This window comes from Chthoniobacterales bacterium (genome assembly GCA_018883245.1).
GTDB lineage: Bacteria > Verrucomicrobiota > Verrucomicrobiia > Chthoniobacterales > JACTMZ01 > JACTMZ01.
In genome coordinates this window covers 1-17,014 of record VEQL01000002.1, presented here as the reverse complement: position 1 = coordinate 17,014, position 17,014 = coordinate 1, and the positions used below count along the sequence as shown (strand labels likewise).

The window sequence follows — 17,014 nt, the reverse complement described above, 5'->3', positions numbered from 1 at the left end:
GTTTCGTTTAATTTCCCCTGCTCCATGAGCAAACCGAAAGTTCTCGTTTCCGATCCGATCTCGCAGCTCGGGGTTGATGCCCTCGCCGAGGGCGGACAACTCGACGTCACGTTCCGCCCCGGCCTCCCGCACGACGAATTGCTGGCGATCATCCCGGAGTATTCCGCCTTGGTCGTGCGCAGCCAGACAAAGGTCGGTGCCGACGTGATCGCCGCCGCCTCGAAGCTCAAAGCGGTCGGTCGCGCCGGTGTCGGCGTTGACAACGTTGATGTGGATGCAGCCACGCGGCGCGGGATCGTGGTGATGAACACCCCCGGCGGCAACACGGTTTCCACGGCCGAGCACGCCTTCTCCCTTCTCGTTTCCGTGGCGCGCAAAATTCCCCAGGCCGACGCGAGCGTGAAATCCGGCAAATGGGACCGCAAAAGTTTCCAAGGCGTCGAACTGAACGGCAAAACGCTCGCCGTGCTCGGGATGGGTCGCATCGGCACGGAAGTCGCCAAACGCGCCCGCGCCTTCGGCATGCACGTGCTTGCCTACGACCCCTATCTTTCCGAAGCGCGGGCCCAAAGCCTGCAGGTCGAGTTGGTCGAGGATCTCGACGAAGCACTGCCCCGGGCCGACTTCGTGACCATGCATATGCCGCTCACCGACGAGACGCGGCACATGCTCGACGCGAGGAGACTTGCCCTGCTCAAAAAAGGCGCCCGCGTGGTCAACTGCGCGCGCGGCGGCCTGATCGACGAAAAGGCGCTGGCCGAGAGCCTCGCGTCGGGTCATCTCGCCGGCGCGGCGGTTGACGTTTTCGAGGAAGAACCTCCCGGTCCTGAAAACCCTCTGCGCACCGCACCCAACGTGGTCTTCACCCCGCACCTCGGCGCTTCGACCGCGGAAGCCCAGGAGAGTGTCGGCATCGAGATAGCCCATACCATCCGCGCCGCGATCCTCGACGGCACAATCAACAACGCGGTCAACGCCCCGAGCGTCGATGCCAAGACGCTCGCCGTGCTCGGACCCTACCTGCGCCTCGGAGAAAGCCTCGGCCGTTTCGTGGCACAGATCGCCCCGAAGCGCTGCGGCACACTGCGCATCGTTTACAGCGGCAAAGCCCGCGACCTCGACACCGCCCCCGTCACCCGCTCGATCCTCAAAGGTTTCCTCGCTCACATCAGCGGCGACGAGGTCAACGAGATCAACGCACCCGGCCTCGCGGCCAACCTCGGACTTCAGGTCGTGGAATCCCGCGTCAGCGACAGCAGCGAATTCACCGACCTCATCAGCGTGATCGCGGAAGATTCCGGGGCCGGCGCATCGGTCGGCGGAACATTCTTCGGGCAAAAACCCCGCGTTGTCGTCATCAACGGCAAGCACGTCGAAGCGCAACCGGAAGGCGTTCTCCTTTTGCTGGAAAACCGCGACCGTCCCGGAATCGTCGGTCACATCGGGACCTTGCTGGCCAAGCACAACATCAACATTGCGGGTATGTCGCTCGGACGCGACCAAGCCGGAGGAACCGCCCTCACCGTTCTCAACCTCGACTCGGCACCCGCCGACAATGTCATGGCCGAACTGCGCGGCGATCCGGACATCTACGGCGCGCGCGTTCTGCGTCTTTGATCCGCCTTCCTACTGCGCCGGAAGATACCGGCAAAACCACGCCGCCGCGAGATCCGCGGCCTTCTCGAGGGTGCCCGGTTCCTCGAAAAGGTGCGTCGCGCCGGGCACGATGGCCAGATCGACCGTGCAGGCCATCTGCCCTTTGGCCTGTTCGTTGAGCCCGATAACGATGTCGTCTTCGCCGCCGACAATCAGGAGCACGGGGCATCTGACCAGCGGAAGTGCGTTCCCTGCGAGATCGGGACGCCCTCCACGAGAAACGACCGCACGCACAGCATCTTGAGGAAGTTCCGCCGCGGCAACCAGCGCCGCAGCGGCTCCCGTGCTCGCCCCGAAGAGGCCGATTCCAAGCTTCGCCGTATCCTTTCTCCCGCCGACCCATTCGATGGTTTGCGCGACGCGCCGGCCCAGCAACCCGATGTCGAAGCGCATCTCCCTCGTCTGATCGTCGATCTCCCCCTCTTCCGCGGTCAGAAGATCCATGAGCAAAGTGCCGAGACCCGTTTGCTGCAGCCACCGGGCCACGAACCGGTTCCGCGGGCTGTGACGACTGCTCCCGCTTCCGTGGGCGAAGACGACAAGTCCCTCGGCGCCTGCGGGCACTTCCAGATCACCCTCCAGGACTGCGTCGGGCAATTCGATGCGGACGCTCCGGCTCATACACCGATCTCCTTGCGGATCGCCGCAAGCAACGCGCGCACCTCGTCATCCGAAGTCTGCCCGAAATCCTCATACCATTGCCCGACAGCACTGAACCACTCCGGCGTTTCGAGCACCACAACCTCGTCGGCGTCCTGATCGAGAGCGGCAACGGCATCGACCGAACCCACCGGCGCAGCGGCAATGATCCGGGCAGCACCGGCCGCCCGCAGCGCTTGAAGACCGGCACGCATCGTGGCGCCCGTCGCAACTCCGTCATCGACCACGACAACCGTTTTGTCTTCGACCGGAAGAGCATCATGGCGTCCGCGGTAAGCCGAAACCCTGCGTTCCAACTCGCGCTCCTCGCACGACGCAATGCGGTCGATATCAGCCTCGCCCAGCCCCAGAGTGCGCACCAGTCCCGCATTCAACACGCGGATACCCCCCTCGCCGATGGCACCTATCGCCAACTCTTCCTGGCCGGGCGCCCCCAATTTGCGGACAACCAGAACGTCCAGGGGCGCCCTCAAAGCCCGCGCGACCTCCGCCGCAACGGGAACGCCGCCGCGGGGCAATCCCAAGACAACCACATCGTTCCTGCCCGCATAACGCTGCAGCCTCGAGGCGAGGAGTTTTCCTGCCTGTTCGCGGTCGGCGAAAACCTGAACGCCTGCTTCGTTCATCGCATTCAGATTAATCGGCCCTATCGTCCGCCAAAATGCGAAACCGCCTTATGCCGCGTGGGGTATTCACCCCAAACAACACTGAATCTACAAACTATCCCAAAACCTTGCGCGCGTGGCAGTGCGGATAATTTTCGTTTGTGGCATGCCACCCTATCCGGCATGTCTCTGCGCCACCCCGCGAGGTGTTGTGATAGGCTCTATTGCTTCTGGGCCCAGCGCCACGAGTTGTTGTCCTGCAAAACCTCGACCCACTCGCCGCTGAACGACCTGTTGCGCCACAACTCCCCCTGTTGCGCCTGAACCTCGGGCAACGACATTTTGCGCTCGGCGGCAAGCTCCCGCATGACCACCAGACGGTCGGCATTTTCTTCCGCCACCGTCTTCTCGACATACGCGCCGTAGCTGCCCTCGGGCCGGCTGAGCACGGACAGCAGGCCGTCGCGCCCCTCCCCGACCAGACGCGAATTCTTGAACGTCTGGATGTCACCCGTCCGCGAACGCCGCCTTGCATCGGCCGCCGGCATGTCCGCCGCGGGCGAGGGCTTGGCCGACGACGAACCGCCGCCGCGTTCGTAAATGTCCACGCGCATGTTGATATCCACGACGATCGGCTCGGGGGTGGACAGGCTCACGTTCGGCCCCTTGCAAGCTGCGGCCAGCAAGAGCACGGGAATGGCTGCGGCGGACCACTTCATCTCCGCCCCCCTTGCTGCCAACGGGCCGTCTTTGCCGTGTCGCGCCCGTGGAAAACCATCTCCAAATTCCGCGAACCAGCAGGGCCTTTCATGTTGACGTTTATAATGCCCTGCTTGCCCACAAACCAGAAATCCGATGACGCTTTCGTGTAGTCGAAGTCGCGCAAGGTCTCAAGGCTGACCCGCGTCAGTTCACTTTTCAGAGCCGACCATTCCGCCGGGATCGCCGCGAGCATATCGTTGAGCTTGTTCACGACCAGACGGCCCTTCCCCTTCGCGGCGGCGCTGCCGGACACGCGTTCCACCACGGCAGCACGGCCATTGGCCTCGAGTTTGAAGTTGCTCCGGCCGTCCATAACGACGTGCTGCGGAACTCCGTCTGCAGTGAGCGGATCGAGATCGACGCTTGTTCCCGCCACCCATCCGGTCCACGGGGAATCAGGCTGGAGAAAAAAGCTGAAACCTCCGTTGACATAACCGCGATACGCGCGGCCGCCGAAGAGCCCGTTGATGCCTTTTTCATCGTAGGTCACCGACAACCAGAGTTCGCTCGCGTGGAAGTTTCTCCAACGCGCACGGTCGAACTTGATCACGTTGACGAGGTTGTTCCGGTTCCACGCCGGCGGGTAATTGAAGCGCAGGTCGCCGCGGACATTCGACAGCGACAGATCGTAAGCGGGAAAATCGTAGTCTTCGGTGGGGACGGTCAGGACCAGCTCCACATTCAGACCGGCAAGTGATGACAGCGAAAGATTGGTGACCGACGTGTGGAAAGCCAAAGGCAAACCGACCTGCGAGCGCCCGCCGACGGCGATGACCACGCGGCCGAAGTTGATCTGCAACTTGTCCACGTTCCATTCTTGGTCCGGCTGCGGAGGCCCTGCCGCCTTGTCCGCGCCCTGCATGTATTCGAATAGCGGCTCGCCGACATAAACGGTCGGACCGAGAACGATCAATTCCTCCAGATCGCGCCGTGCCAGGCCCTCGAGCGTGAATTTGACGAAAAGCGAGCGGATGGTGACGGCGCGCCGCAGAGGATCCGTGGGTGAGAGCAATTCCACATCGCTGAATTCGATCTGGTGGACGGTCTGCGCCAATTCCTTTGTCACCGCGCCGAGCGGCACGTTGCGCAGCGCGGTATTCACCCGCAGGCGCAGCTCGGGCAAGCCGCCGGGCAAGCCGTCGGGCTGGAGCTGCATCTTCACGATGTCCAGAGACTCCAGAACAAACCCGCCCTCGCCTCCGTTCCCACCGTCATGTCCGGAGTCCGCCATGAGTTTGCGGAGTCCCTCACCCGCGACCATCCATCCGCCTTCGATCCTCGCACCGGCGAGGCGTCCCGCCAGCAATCCGTCCAACGTGAACCGCACACCAGCACGGTCGGCCCCCAAAACCGGAAGCGTGGAGTCACCGTCACGCGCAGCCACATACACATTCGAGAACGCAAGCTCCCGCGTCTCGCCGCTGCTTCCGGGACCGATCGAGCTCATCTCTCCCTGGAAGTCCGCAGAAACCTCCAGCCCCTGCTCTCCCGCGTTCTCCAGCCAAATGTGTCCGCGCTCGATCGAGACTTTCCCGATCGTTATCGGGAGTTGGCCCGAAGATCCGCGTGAAAAATGCGCGAGAGAAACCTTGTCCAAATGAACAATGGGCTCCACGAGCCGCAGCGCTCCGATTTTCCCGCGCATCCACCCCGATCCCAAACCGGCGCGGATTTCTTTGCTCCGGAAAACCGGGTCACGCCGTCCGCGCAACTCCAAAGCCACGCCACGAAGAACCCACTCGCCGTCGTGGTAGATGCTTTTGTCGATTCTCAGCCTCAAAGCCGGATCCCACGTCCTCACCGCCCAGCGTAATGCCGCCGAGGGTCCCTTCCACGCGACAAAACCCGCGCATGCACACAACGCCATAAGCACAATCAAGGCCGTCCTCAGCGGCCAACGCTTGCGAGGCTTCGGACTCTCCCCTTTCGGCGAATCCGCGCTCATGGCTGCACGCCAGCACGTGCCGCCTTTGCCGCCCCGCCGCCCTGTTTCTCCCTTGCCGTCACGGCACCCAATCTGTCCGGCGTAAAGGCCGCGTCAATTTCTACTTTTGCCCTCGGCCCTTCCACGGCCTATTATGAACCTTTTTGACATGAGCGAAGACTACAAAAAGACGCTGAATCTTCCGCGCACCGAGTTTCCAATGAAAGCCGGGCTTGCCGCCCGCGAACCGCAGCAGCTGGCGACGTGGGAAAAAGAAAGTCTCTACCAACGGATCCAGCAAGCGCGCCAGGATGCGCCGCTTTTTGTCCTGCACGACGGTCCCCCCTTCGCCAACGGCGATGTCCATATGGGCACCGCGCTCAACAAAATCCTCAAGGACATCATCGTGAAGTCCAAGACCATGGCCGGCTTCCGCGCGCCCTTCGTGCCCGGCTGGGATTGCCACGGTCTCCCGATCGAATTCAAGGTGGTCAAAGAAAAGGCCGGGCTTTCGCCGGTCGAAGTCCGCAAGCGCTCCGAAGCCTACGCGCGCAAATACATCGATTTGCAGCGGGAGCAATTCCGCCGCCTCGGCGTCTTCGGCGACTGGGAGCACCCCTATCTCACCCTCGATCCGTCCTACGAAGCGGACATTCTGCGCGCCTTTTCTGTCTTCGTCGAAAAAGGCCTCGTCTATCGCAGCAAACGGCCGGTGCTCTGGAGCTACGGAGCACAAACGGCGCTCGCCGAGGCCGAGGTGGAATACAAAGACAAGGAGTCACCAGCCGTCCATGTGGCATTCCCCGTGGTGCGTGGAAAAAACATCCCCCAAGACGCGGCCATCGTCATTTGGACCACCACACCATGGACGTTGCCGGCGAACTTGGCTATCGCGGTGAGCCCGAAGCACGAATACGCCCTCCAGACTTTTTCCAAGGATGGCACAGCCCGCTTGCTTGTCATGGCCGCGGACCGCGTCCAGGCCTTCGTCGCGGAAACCGGATGGCAACCGCAGGGAGATGCGCGAAGACTTTCCGGCGCGGACCTCGAGGGAACCGTTGCCCGCCATCCGTTCCTCGACCGCGAGTCGCCGGTGTTCGGGGCCGATTTCGTCACCATGGACACCGGCACAGGCTGTGTTCACATTGCGCCCGGACACGGCGCCGACGACTTCCATTTGGGCAAAGCGAAGGGACTCGAAATTCTTTGCCCGGTCGATGACCTGGGGTGCTTCACCGCGGAGTGCGGCGTGGGTGCGTGGGTCGGAAAACAAGTCTTCGAGACCAATCCCCTCGTGGTCGATCACCTGCGCTCGACGGGCGCTTTGCTCGGCGCCTCGCCTTACCGACACTCGTATCCGCATTGTTGGCGATCGAAGACGCCGATCATCTTCCGCACAGTCGAGCAGTTCTTCATCCGAATCGACGACCTCCGCCCCGAAGCGATCAAAGCCATCAACAACACGCGATGGATTCCGGACTGGGGACTCAAGCGCATCACCGGAACCGTGGAGTCGCGCCCCGACTGGTGCATCAGCCGGCAGCGCAGCTGGGGCGTTCCGCTTCCCGTGTTCTACTCCGCACAGGGCGAACCCATCCTCGACGCCGGACTGATCCTGCGGGTTGCCGACCTTGTGGAAAAACGCGGAACCAACGCGTGGTTCGAAATGCAGGACGCCGAACTCGCGGCGATGCTCGGACTGCCGGCTGGAACGACCAAGGGCCACGACACGCTCGATGTGTGGATCGATTCCGGCGTCAGCCATCAAGCCGTGCTGCGGCGCCGCCCGGAGCTGCATTACCCCGCCGACCTTTATCTGGAGGCCACGGACCAACACCGTGGTTGGTTCCAGTCGTCACTCATGACCGCGGTCGCGATCGAGGGCGGTTCGCCCTACCGCACCTGCCTCACCCACGGTTTTGTCGTCGATGTCGATACGCGGGAAAAAATCTCGAAGTCCGCCCAAGGCGGATACCAAAAGCCGACCGAGGCGATGCACTTCGTCGAAAAATCCGGCGCGGATCTGGTCCGGCTTTGGGTCAGCAGCGTGAACTTCACCGACGACGTTCCCTTTTCGGAGGAGATGTTCAACCGTCTCGGAGACACCTACCGCCGGATACGCAATACGCTTCGCATCCTGCTCGGCAATCTTCACGATCACAGCGCGTCCTCGGACGCCGCACCGACAACTGTCGATCGCTGGATTCTCGCGCGCTTGGCGGAAGTCGAGAAGACGTGCGTGGAGGCTTACGCGGCTTATGAGTTCCACCGTGTTTACCATGCGCTCAACCAGTTCTGCGCCGTGGACCTCAGCAGCTTGTATGTCGATATCACCAAGGACCGCATGTATTGCGATGCGCCCGGGAGCAAGAGGCGGCGGGCGACGCAAGACGCGATGCACGAGGTGCTTTCCTCGCTCACGCGTCTGCTCGCCCCCATTCTCGCCTTCACCGCCGAGGAGGCGTGGGGCTACTTCCACCCCGGCGATTCGGTCCACCTGCAGTCGTTTCCCGCGCCGCGCAATGCGGATCCCGCAGCTCTGGCCGAAGGCTCCCGCCTGCTCGAACTGCGCGCCATCGTTTCGCAAGCTCTGGAAAAGGCGCGGGCGGACAAAGTCATCACCAACAACCTTGAGGCCCGGGTCACATTGCAAGTTGCCGATCCCGCGTGGATCGAGGCGTGGAAGCCGCTCGCGGCCGAACTCGAGGAGTTTTTCATCTTGAGCGAGCTGGTGCTCGAATCCGGGCCGTCCGATTCGGCACAAATCGTGAAAACCGCATCTGCCAAATGCGCGCGGTGCTGGCGTCACCGCCCGAGCGTCGGCAAGCATCCGGCTCACCCCGCGCTCTGCGACCGATGCGCCGATGCAGTCGGCTAGGTCGCACCCACCGCAAAGAGCGACGCAAAGCACATGACTCCCGTGCGACTCCTTCTGCTTGTCACCCTGCCCCTGTTTGCACTGGATCAGGTGACCAAATGGGCAACGTTGACGTTCATTCCCCTGCACCGGGAAATCCCCGTGGTGCCGGGATTTTTCAACCTCGTGCACGTCCTCAATACCGGCTCGGCCTTCGGAATGATGAAAGGCTGGTTCAACTTCCACATCGTGTTCGGAACGGCGATGGCCGGCGTCATGTTCTGGCTGCTCTTTCGCAAGAGCACCGACAGACCCAGCCGTCTCGCCGCCGCCCTGATTCTCGCGGGAATTTTCGGGAACATCACCGACCGCCTCCGGTTCGGCCACGTTGTCGATTTCCTCGACTTTTACATAGGCCAATATCACTGGCCGGCATTCAATATCGCGGATTCCGCCATTGTCATCGCCGTCGGCATCTTCTTCTGGGTCTCGTTCAAAACGCCGGAAAACAACTGATTTTCCCCGCGCCAAGATTCACCGGTGACGCTTGTAGATCTTGCCGGCCTCTGAAATTGTTCCCCTGAACCCCGCACGCCCATGCCCTTCTTCATCACGAAAAACGGACAGACCTACGGCCCGCACGAAGCCGACGAAATCGCTGTCTTCCTCGCGGCCGGCGACTTTTTGCCCGAAGACTTCTGCTGGCAGGAGGGTTGGCCCGAGTGGCGGCCGATTTCATCGATCCTTCCGGACAAACCCGTCCGCTCCGCGCCCAATGCCATCGCCGCAGCCCCGCCTGTTGCCACACCTCCGCCACCGTTGCAAAACGGCCATATCCCCAACGACATCGAGATTATCGGCACCTTGAAACTCCCCGACGAGCGCACGGTCACTTGCCGCGTGGAGGGCGAAATCCAAAGTCCATCGACCGTCATCATTGCCAAAGACACCCAGGTCAAGGCACACATCCGCGCCGAGTCGGTGATCATCTTCGGCCGCGTCGAAGGCGAGGTTCACGCAACTGATCGCGCGGTGCTCAAGAGCACATGCACGCTTCTCGGCGACATCCACGCCGCCCGCGTTCTGGTGGAGGACGGTGCGACCTTCAACGGCAAATCGCACGTCAACTCGAAATCTGCGCCCAAGGCAAAAAGCCCCGCAACCACCGCGTCACGCAAGGCGACGCGCCCCGGCCCCGCAACTTAGATCCGCCCCTCTTCGGCTTTCGCGGCCATGCGCGCGCGACTGAATCCCTCCGTGAAGTAGCCGCCCATGATCAGCACCTGCGCGGAGTAATACATCCAGAAAAGCAGGATCATGAATGACGACATCGCGCCGTAGAACGACTCCGCACTCAGCCATCCCAGATAGAGCCCCATGCCGAGTTTTCCGATCGAGAAGAGCAGGGCCGTCCCGAAGGCGCCGAGCCACACGTAGCGCCACTGGACACGCGCCTCGGGCAGGAACTTGAAGACCATGGCGCAGACGAGAGTGACCATGATCACAGTCACCAAGAACTCCATGGAAAGGAGGAATGTCCCCGAGTAAGGAAGGCCCTCCGGCACGTATTTTTTCATCGCGGCCAGCACCGTGGTTCCGATGAGCGAGAGAATGAGCAAAAGCCCGGCAACCAACACCCCGGCGAGCGAGATCAGGTAATGCTCGACCCAAGTGAGCCAGGTTGACTCCCGCATGTGCGAGACGCGCCAAATGTAATTCATGGCATCCCGGAGCATGCGCATCACGCTGGAGGAAGTATAAAGTAGAACGATCGCACCGATGGCGGCCGCCCAACCCGACGCCGTGCGCGCCCGCACGCTGGCGAGCAAGCCCTCGATGGTCCACGCCGTGTCGGGACCGAACATCTCGATCAGTTTGTCGCGCAGCTCGCCCCGCGCCGCTTCCTCGCCGAAAAACCAACCCGCAATCGCCGTTGCAATCAGCAGCAGTGGCCCGATGGAAAATACCGCGTAATAAGTCAGCGCCGCCCCATAGGTCATGCCACCTTCCATCACATAACGGTTCAGGGCCTCAACGAGGATGCGCCAATGACTGCGGGATGGCGCCTCCTTCCTTGTTTGGACCTCTGGTTCCATCGCTCAGATATTACCTCTGCGTAGACTCCTGAAAAGCTGGCGATTCAGGCCTGTAAGCAACGTGCCAATCTTCGGGGCAACATTGGTCCCTCGTAAACCAGAGCCGAATAAATCTGCAGAAGCTTGGCGCCGGCCTCGACCTTTTCGCGCGCACTTTCGACGTCGCTGATGCCCCCCACCCCGATGACCGGCCGCGAAGCCGCGGCAGCAACTTTCCGGATCACGTCCGTCGATCTCTGACGCAGCGGCTCTCCGCTCAAACCGCCCTCCTGATCCTCGCCGGCCGGCACCGCGTGATGGTCGATGGTCGTGTTCGTCGCGATCCATCCGGCTGCGCCTTCCTCTTCGCCCGCGGCCACGACAGATGCGATATCGTCGTCTGCCAGATCCGGCGCGATCTTCACCAAGACCGGCTTGCCCGCGGTGTTTTCCTTGCGAATCGCTCGAAGGATCTCGCGCAAATGATCCGCTGCTTGAAGCTGGCGCAGCCCCGGAGTGTTGGGGGAACTGACATTCACCGCGAAATAATCGCCGTAAGACTGCAGACACCGGAAACTTTCCGCATAATCCGAGGGCGCGTCTTCGAGGGCCGTAATGCGCGACTTGCCGAGATTGATCCCGACCGGAACCCGCGGCCAGCGTCCGCTGGTCTTCCAGCGATCGAGACGCGCGGCGACACGCTCCGCGCCCTCGTTGTTGAAGCCCATGCGGTTTATGAGCGCTTTTTGCTTTGGCAACCTGAACAGCCGAGGCTTCGGGTTGCCGGGCTGCGCGTGCGCGGTGATCGTGCCGATTTCCACAAAACCGAATCCGAGCAGAGGCCAGGCGGGCAGCGCTATTGCGTTCTTGTCCATGCCCGCGGCGAGGCCGATCGCATTAGGAAAATCCATGCCGAGGCAGTGCACGCGCTTGCCGCCAGGTGCAGGAACGCAGCGGCCGAACACGGCGCCCGCCATCGACAGCATATGCATGGTCACCTCGTGCGCTGTTTCGGGCGGAAGACGAAACAGCAGCGGACGCGCAATTGCGGAATAAAAGCTCATTTGCCGATGCAGAAAGTGCCGAAGATTTTGCCCAGGATTTCCTCCGTGTCGATTGCTCCGGTGATCTCGCCCACCGCGGCGAGCGCCGAGCGCAGCTCAACTGCTGTCAACTCGGGCGCGTCCGCACGTTCCAAAGAGCGCTTTGCCTCCGACAGACAGGCGGCTGCCCGGTCGAGACAATTCCTGTGGCGCGCGTTGATCGCCACCGTCTCCTCAAGCCGGCCGAACATCCGAAGATCGACAGTCCGCATCACCGCTTCGACCAACTGCTCCAAGCCACGCCCGTCGAGACAGCACAGGGGAATGGCACCGGACGGAAGATCGCCCCCGCGCCAAAGATCGATTTTGTTAAGAACACGAATTTCCCGGGGCGGCACCTCTCCCGGATCGATCCATGCCGAGGCATCGAGCACACGCAGAAAAACATCCGCTTGTTCGAGATGAGCCTTCGTGCGCCGCATGCCCTCGAGTTCGAGGGGATCGGAGGACTCGCGCAGTCCGGCCGTATCGATCATCCGGAACGGCACACCACGCAGTGTCAGATTCTCTTCGATTGTGTCGCGGGTCGTCCCGGGAATATCGCTGACCATTGCCCGGTCATAGCCCAGCAAAAGATTGAGCAAACTCGACTTGCCCGCATTGGGCGCGCCGTAGATGACCAGCCTGACGCCTTCACGTAGCATCCGCCCCTCGTCCGCTGTGGCCAGAAGGCGCTGCACGCCATCGGCAATCTTCTCCACCCTTGCGAGCAAAGCCCGCCCGCTCTCCGCATCAATCCCCTCTTCGGGAAAATCAATGAACGCTTCAAGGTGAGCCACCGCGGTGAGAAGCTCCTCGCGTAATTCTCCGACCGCGCGTCCCAGCCGGCCTGCGAGTTGTCCGGCCGCGGCACGGGCCGAAGCTTCGCCCCGCGCAGAAATCAAATCCATCACCGCTTCGGCTTGGGTGAGATCGAGTTTGCCGTTGAGAAAAGCCCTTTGCGTGAATTCGCCTGGATCGGCAGCACGCGCGCCCGCGTCGAGCAATGCACGCAGGATGCTTTGCGCGACAACGATGCCGCCATGACCGCTTATCTCGACCATGTCCTCGCCCGTGTAGCTACGCGGAGCGCGGAATACCGTGCAAAGAACCTCGTCAATAACCGCACCATGCGCCTCGATCTTGCCGAGGCGGACGCGACCCGAAGCAGCCTTGGAAAGCGGCACACGCCCGCGAAAAACCTTGTCGGCCATCTCGACAGCCTGCGGTCCGCTCAGCCGCGTCATGGCCACCGCGCCTGTCCCGAACGGGGTAGCAAGGGCGGCAATGGTGTCCGCGCCTCGCATCAAGGCACCTTGGCCAAAACACCGCGCTCCACAATTCCCTCGGCGTCCAGCTGGCGCAACGCCGCAACGAATGCCTCGTTTTGCGGCATCGTGCCCACCGAAACCCGGATCCAGCCCGGCAACCCGTAGCTACCCATCGCACGGACGATAATCCCGCGGCGCAAGAGAGCTTCGAAAACCTTCTTGCCGTCGCCCACGCGCACCAGCACGAAGTTTGCCACGCTCGGCACGAACTCGAGACCCATGTCGAGAAACTCAGCCTGCAAAAAATTCCGGCCGTCGTGGGTCACACGCCGCGTCCGCTCCATGTGCTCGGCGTCCTGCAATCCGGCCAATGCTCCCGCTTGCGCGATGCCATTGACGTTGAACGGCTGACGCGTCTTTTGCAGCACCTCGATGATCTCCGGTGCGGCCAGTCCGTAGCCGATGCGCAGGTTGGCAAGCCCCTGGATCTTCGAGAAGGTCCGCAACACCACCACGTTTCTCCCGGCCCGCACGTATTTCAAAACATCCGGTGGATTGTCCAAAAATTCGTAGTAAGCCTCGTCGAACACGACCATCACCCGGTCCGGCACGCGGTCCATGAACCGGTCGATCTCTTCCTGCGACACCATGGTTCCGGTGGGATTGTTCGGGTTGGCGATGAAAACCTCTTTCGTTTCCGGCGTGATGGCCGCCAGCATCGCCACGAGATCGTGGGTGAAGTTCGGGTCCGGAACATCGATCACCTTCGCCCCGAACAACTGCGCCATGAGACGGTAAACGGCGAAGGAGTGCTCGGCTACGACAACCTCGTCACCGGGTTGCAGGTAAGCATGACCGATAAACTCGATGATCTCGTTGGATCCGCATCCAAGGATCACATTGGCCATAGACAGCCCGTGCTTCTCGGCAATCGCCTCGCGCAGGTAGTAGCCCCCGCCGTCAGGGTAAAAATGCGCCCGCTCGAGCGTGTCGATCATTGCCTGCTTCGCCTTGGGCGAAGGACCCAGGGGATTTTCATTCGAAGCCAGCTTGATGATTTGGTGCGCCGCGATCCCAAGCTCGCGGGCCAAATCCTCGACCGGCTTCCCCGGCTCGTAGGAAACCAAGTCGCGAAGTTGCGGGTTGGCGTGCTTCCACATATGACTGAGCTTATGGTGCGACTGGGCTTTTTTCCAGCGCTGCGAAGGCTCAGCGCCGGCGCTTGATGCCGAAAGAATAGCCGCTGCGGTGACGCCCGCCGCCGGCCGCCCGCGCTTTCACATGGGTTGCCGACGGATCCAGAAGCGTCGTGTATTTGTAGTCGAAGCCGTCGAGCTTGAGACGCGGGATTTTCATGCCAATAAACCGCTCGATCGATTCGATCATGGCCAAGTCTTCGGCCGTGACCAACGTGAATGCATCGCCCACCGCCTGGGCGCGTCCCGTGCGTCCGATGCGGTGCACATAGTCCTCGGGATGGGAAGGTATGTCGTAGTTGATGACGTGAGAAACACCCGCGATGTCGAGTCCACGAGCAGCGATGTCCGTGGCCACCAGCACCTCGTAACGACCGCTCTTGAATCCCTCGAGCGCCTCTTCGCGCTCGCGCTGGGTGCGGTTCGAGTGCAAGGCCACCACCGAGTGGTTCTCTTTCTTGAGTTGGCGCGCGATGCGGTCAGCCCCGTCCTTGGTTCGGCAGAACACCAGCACGCAGTCGAAGTTGGTTTTTGCCATCAGTGCGGACAGCAAATCGTATTTTTGGTCCATCGCGACCGGATAAAACGCGTGAGACACCGTCTCGGCGGGCGAACGCCGCAGCCCGATCTCGATCTTCTCGGGATTGTTGACGGCAAACTTCGCCAGCGACTCGATCTCGGACGGCATCGTCGCCGAGAAAAACAGCGTCTGACGCTTCTTCGGAAGCTTCTGGATGATACGCCGAACCTGCGGGAGAAAGCCCATGTCGAGCATGCGATCCACCTCATCGAGCACGAGAAACTCCAGGCCGCCGAGCGGCACTTCGTTCTGCTCCATGAAATCCAGCAATCGCCCCGGCGTGGCCACGATGATGTCACACCCGCGCTTGAGATCCTCACGCTGTTTCCCGTAGCCCACGCCGCCGTAAAGCAGCGCCACGGTCAGATCGGTGAAACGCCCGTAGTCGCGGAACGCCGTCTCAACCTGCATGGCAAGCTCGCGGGTCGGTTCAAGCACGAGGCATCGCGGCACAGAGGTGTGCGATCCAAGCTTGCTCAAGATTGGCAGGCCGAATGCCGCCGTCTTGCCGGTGCCCGTCTGTGCGGATCCCATGAGATCTCGACCGTTAAGCACCGCGGGGATCGCGCGCAATTGGATCGGCGTCGGATCCACAAAACCCATCGATTGGACGCCATGCACCACGGCGTCGGACAAACCTAACTCGTTGAAACCCATGAATTCTTCTTTCTAACTCTCCCCGGACATCGCCCGCAGCGCTCCCTTATCGGCCATACGCCCCCCCCCGGAAAGAACATTCTGCGGACGTGGCCAGCCGTTTGACTCACGGCACCATCCTGAATCCTGCCTGCTCAAAGTGCCGGTCGGTCGTCAATGCATCGCGGATTTTCTCCGCCTTCATCACGGCAAAGCTCGTGCAGTCAGTGAACGAGAATTCCTTGTCGGCGTATCGGAAAAACCACTGCAAGGCCTGTTCTCGAATTTCCCCATCGCTGCTCATGACAATCAGTCTCGGGCTTCCCGAGATCCGCTCCCACCACTCCCTCGCTGCACGAAGCCCCAATCTCAAGCGCAGCAAAGTCAATGTCTCGTCCACGACGTAATCCGTCGTCAGCAACAATCGTCCCACCCGGAGTTCCGCATCGCGCACCGCAGTGCATTTTCTATGCGCGACATCGTTGCGGTCGGCACACGCCATCCAACCCGCGGTATCGACAAACAAACGCCTCATGCCCCGTAAAGGACCCGATCGTGATCGGCCGCTTTGAGACCGTCGTTCGATTCCCCGACGCCCTGCCATTGGTAAATGGGGTCGTCTTCGAGAGGCGGCAAAGGCTGCGCGACCGCGCCGGGTGGGCCCAGCTCGAACGCCGGCCGGCTGCGATGCAACACCAGGAACCGCTTGCCCCGGCGCACACTCGCTACAACCAGCGGCATTTCCTCCCGCAGTTGTCGAGTGTTGATGATTTCTGCCGCCGTGCGCATGATCATCTTAAGATAAACATTTGCACTTTTCTGTCAACAAGCACGCCCGCTGGATTGTTCGCCGGCACCCTTCCGGCCGCTCACCGCAGAACAGCGCAAGCGGCCTCGACCGTGGCGGAGAAACTTTGCTTCTTGCGCGCGGCGATGCGCCGAATCTTTTCGGCAACGGCTTCGGTGAGCATCACCTGCTTCCGCACCTTGCCGAGCTTTTTGCGCCCTGCACCGCGGCGAGACCCGCCCCAGACGACGGGCCGAGAAAAGTCGAAATAGTCCGATACGTCGTCTCCCGCATCGAAACGACCCTCAAGATTGTCCGCAGTGGTTTTGGTAGATTTTGATTTCATTCTGTCTGCTCCTTCTGGCGCTGATGATGCGCAAAACATGGCCGCGCAACGTTGCAATGACCGTCCAGAATTTGCCGTCAATCACTCCGATCGCCAGCATGCGATCCTTGCTCACCGATCTGGCTGGTCCGCCAACCACGATGCCATCCCACATTTTTGCACCGTTTCGAAATCGATACCGTGCTTTGACGCGTTGGAGCGACTTTTCGGCGGATCATATTCAAACAGCACACTTGGAAGTTTACACACACTTTCAAGTTTTGCAAGACCAGCAAGTCTTCCCTCCGCACCACTCAACTCGGGCGACAGTCCCGCACCGTTTTGACAGTGTTTCTCCCCACTGATTGTTGAGGCCTCAATCCATCCCGATTGCTCTCAACCCTTCCTTGCGCGCGGCGCGCGCAAGCGCATCGTCAAGGGTCACGAATCCGAGTGCTGCAACATCCGCCCCAGCCAGCACGATCGCCGCCGCGAGTTGCAATGCGTCTGCGGCTCGCAGCCCATGCGTGAAAAGTAATCGCCGGGAAGCAGCCCGAACGGCCGCGCTCGGAAGAACCTCGTGCGCCCGATCCATGAC

The 17,014-nt window shown here is 61.6% G+C and carries 16 protein-coding genes and 1 pseudogene; 4 read left to right on the top strand and 13 right to left on the bottom strand.

From position 1 onward, the window contains the following. The first annotated feature begins 24 nt into the window (after positions 1-24). The gene (locus FGM15_00900) at positions 25-1,617 is read left to right on the top strand and encodes a phosphoglycerate dehydrogenase (protein ID MBU3664423.1); all 1,593 of its coding nucleotides are present in this window, start codon (positions 25-27) and stop codon (positions 1,615-1,617) included. A 9-nt stretch (positions 1,618-1,626) separates the two neighbouring features. Here FGM15_00900 and FGM15_00895 read toward each other — a convergent pair whose 3' ends face one another. The 4 genes from FGM15_00895 to FGM15_00880 form a co-directional block, all read right to left on the bottom strand. Next, complete coding sequence (locus FGM15_00895) at positions 1,627-2,277, bottom strand: hydrolase (protein MBU3664422.1); 651 nt, start codon at positions 2,275-2,277, stop codon at positions 1,627-1,629. Beyond that, a complete protein-coding gene (locus tag FGM15_00890; GenBank protein ID MBU3664421.1) occupies positions 2,274-2,942 on the bottom strand; it encodes a phosphoribosyltransferase in 669 nt (222 codons plus the stop codon). The genes FGM15_00895 and FGM15_00890 overlap by 4 nt, the downstream gene beginning before the upstream one ends. 200 nt (positions 2,943-3,142) lie before the next feature. Continuing rightward, a complete protein-coding gene (locus tag FGM15_00885) occupies positions 3,143-3,640 on the bottom strand; it encodes a DUF1318 domain-containing protein (protein MBU3664420.1) in 498 nt (165 codons plus the stop codon). Beyond that, complete coding sequence (locus tag FGM15_00880; protein ID MBU3664419.1) at positions 3,637-5,550, bottom strand: hypothetical protein; 1,914 nt, start codon at positions 5,548-5,550, stop codon at positions 3,637-3,639. Before FGM15_00880 ends, FGM15_00885 begins: the two co-directional genes overlap by 4 nt. Before the next feature lie 226 nt (positions 5,551-5,776). Here FGM15_00880 and ileS point away from each other — a divergent pair, with 226 nt between their 5' ends. The 3 genes from ileS (at position 5,777) to FGM15_00865 (ending at position 9,670) form a co-directional block, all read left to right on the top strand. Continuing rightward, positions 5,777-8,485 carry an isoleucine--tRNA ligase gene (gene ileS / locus FGM15_00875; protein ID MBU3664418.1) on the top strand — a complete coding sequence of 903 codons (2,709 nt, stop codon included), beginning with the start codon at positions 5,777-5,779 and terminating at the stop codon, positions 8,483-8,485. Positions 8,486-8,518: 33 nt separating this feature from the next. Beyond that, entirely contained in the window at positions 8,519-8,980 is a 462-nt protein-coding gene (gene lspA, locus FGM15_00870) for a signal peptidase II (GenBank protein MBU3664417.1), read from the top strand. A gap of 81 nt (positions 8,981-9,061) precedes the next feature. Next, entirely contained in the window at positions 9,062-9,670 is a 609-nt protein-coding gene (locus FGM15_00865) for a DUF4339 domain-containing protein (GenBank protein MBU3664416.1), read from the top strand. On the opposite strand, the gene FGM15_00860 is transcribed toward FGM15_00865, so the two are convergent. The 9 genes and pseudogenes from FGM15_00860 to FGM15_00820 form a co-directional block, all read right to left on the bottom strand. Next, complete coding sequence (locus FGM15_00860; protein MBU3664415.1) at positions 9,667-10,560, bottom strand: YihY/virulence factor BrkB family protein; 894 nt, start codon at positions 10,558-10,560, stop codon at positions 9,667-9,669. The genes FGM15_00865 and FGM15_00860 overlap by 4 nt on opposite strands. Positions 10,561-10,604: 44 nt before the next feature. Next, complete coding sequence (locus tag FGM15_00855) at positions 10,605-11,603, bottom strand: quinone-dependent dihydroorotate dehydrogenase (GenBank protein ID MBU3664414.1); 999 nt, start codon at positions 11,601-11,603, stop codon at positions 10,605-10,607. Beyond that, positions 11,600-12,928 carry a tRNA uridine-5-carboxymethylaminomethyl(34) synthesis GTPase MnmE gene (gene mnmE, locus FGM15_00850; GenBank protein MBU3664413.1) on the bottom strand — a complete coding sequence of 443 codons (1,329 nt, stop codon included), beginning with the start codon at positions 12,926-12,928 and terminating at the stop codon, positions 11,600-11,602. Before mnmE ends, FGM15_00855 begins: the two co-directional genes overlap by 4 nt. Then, positions 12,928-14,052 carry a histidinol-phosphate transaminase gene (locus FGM15_00845; protein ID MBU3664412.1) on the bottom strand — a complete coding sequence of 375 codons (1,125 nt, stop codon included), beginning with the start codon at positions 14,050-14,052 and terminating at the stop codon, positions 12,928-12,930. Before FGM15_00845 ends, mnmE begins: the two co-directional genes overlap by 1 nt. 49 nt (positions 14,053-14,101) lie before the next feature. After that, positions 14,102-15,325, bottom strand: coding sequence for a DEAD/DEAH box helicase (locus tag FGM15_00840; GenBank protein MBU3664411.1), 1,224 nt, complete (start codon positions 15,323-15,325; stop codon positions 14,102-14,104). Positions 15,326-15,431: 106 nt separating this feature from the next. After that, positions 15,432-15,908, bottom strand: coding sequence for a type II toxin-antitoxin system VapC family toxin (locus FGM15_00835; protein MBU3664410.1), 477 nt, complete (start codon positions 15,906-15,908; stop codon positions 15,432-15,434). After that, complete coding sequence (locus FGM15_00830) at positions 15,836-16,099, bottom strand: hypothetical protein (protein MBU3664409.1); 264 nt, start codon at positions 16,097-16,099, stop codon at positions 15,836-15,838. Before FGM15_00830 ends, FGM15_00835 begins: the two co-directional genes overlap by 73 nt. 74 nt (positions 16,100-16,173) lie before the next feature. Continuing rightward, positions 16,174-16,437, bottom strand: coding sequence for a hypothetical protein (locus FGM15_00825; GenBank protein MBU3664408.1), 264 nt, complete (start codon positions 16,435-16,437; stop codon positions 16,174-16,176). Beyond that, positions 16,397-16,668 (bottom strand): annotated as a pseudogene (locus tag FGM15_00820) (BrnT family toxin). Before FGM15_00820 ends, FGM15_00825 begins: the two are co-directional and overlap by 41 nt. Positions 16,669-17,014: the final 346 nt, after the last annotated feature.

Bases quoted from the DNA above. Each gene is read 5' to 3' on its own strand.
- FGM15_00900 (MBU3664423.1), top strand. From the start codon at position 25: ATGAGCAAACCGAAAGTTCTCGTTTCCGATCCGATCTCGCAGCTCGGG.
- FGM15_00895 (MBU3664422.1), bottom strand. From the start codon at position 2,277: ATGAGCCGGAGCGTCCGCATCGAATTGCCCGACGCAGTCCTGGAGGGT.
- FGM15_00890 (MBU3664421.1), bottom strand. From the start codon at position 2,942: ATGAACGAAGCAGGCGTTCAGGTTTTCGCCGACCGCGAACAGGCAGGA.
- FGM15_00885 (MBU3664420.1), bottom strand. From the start codon at position 3,640: ATGAAGTGGTCCGCCGCAGCCATTCCCGTGCTCTTGCTGGCCGCAGCT.
- FGM15_00880 (MBU3664419.1), bottom strand. From the start codon at position 5,550: ATGGCGTTGTGTGCATGCGCGGGTTTTGTCGCGTGGAAGGGACCCTCG.
- ileS (MBU3664418.1), top strand. From the start codon at position 5,777: ATGAGCGAAGACTACAAAAAGACGCTGAATCTTCCGCGCACCGAGTTT.
- lspA (MBU3664417.1), top strand. From the start codon at position 8,519: ATGACTCCCGTGCGACTCCTTCTGCTTGTCACCCTGCCCCTGTTTGCA.
- FGM15_00865 (MBU3664416.1), top strand. From the start codon at position 9,062: ATGCCCTTCTTCATCACGAAAAACGGACAGACCTACGGCCCGCACGAA.
- FGM15_00860 (MBU3664415.1), bottom strand. From the start codon at position 10,560: ATGGAACCAGAGGTCCAAACAAGGAAGGAGGCGCCATCCCGCAGTCAT.
- FGM15_00855 (MBU3664414.1), bottom strand. From the start codon at position 11,603: ATGAGCTTTTATTCCGCAATTGCGCGTCCGCTGCTGTTTCGTCTTCCG.
- mnmE (MBU3664413.1), bottom strand. From the start codon at position 12,928: ATGCGAGGCGCGGACACCATTGCCGCCCTTGCTACCCCGTTCGGGACA.
- FGM15_00845 (MBU3664412.1), bottom strand. From the start codon at position 14,052: ATGTGGAAGCACGCCAACCCGCAACTTCGCGACTTGGTTTCCTACGAG.
- FGM15_00840 (MBU3664411.1), bottom strand. From the start codon at position 15,325: ATGGGTTTCAACGAGTTAGGTTTGTCCGACGCCGTGGTGCATGGCGTC.
- FGM15_00835 (MBU3664410.1), bottom strand. From the start codon at position 15,908: ATGGCAGGGCGTCGGGGAATCGAACGACGGTCTCAAAGCGGCCGATCA.
- FGM15_00830 (MBU3664409.1), bottom strand. From the start codon at position 16,099: ATGATCATGCGCACGGCGGCAGAAATCATCAACACTCGACAACTGCGG.
- FGM15_00825 (MBU3664408.1), bottom strand. From the start codon at position 16,437: ATGAAATCAAAATCTACCAAAACCACTGCGGACAATCTTGAGGGTCGT.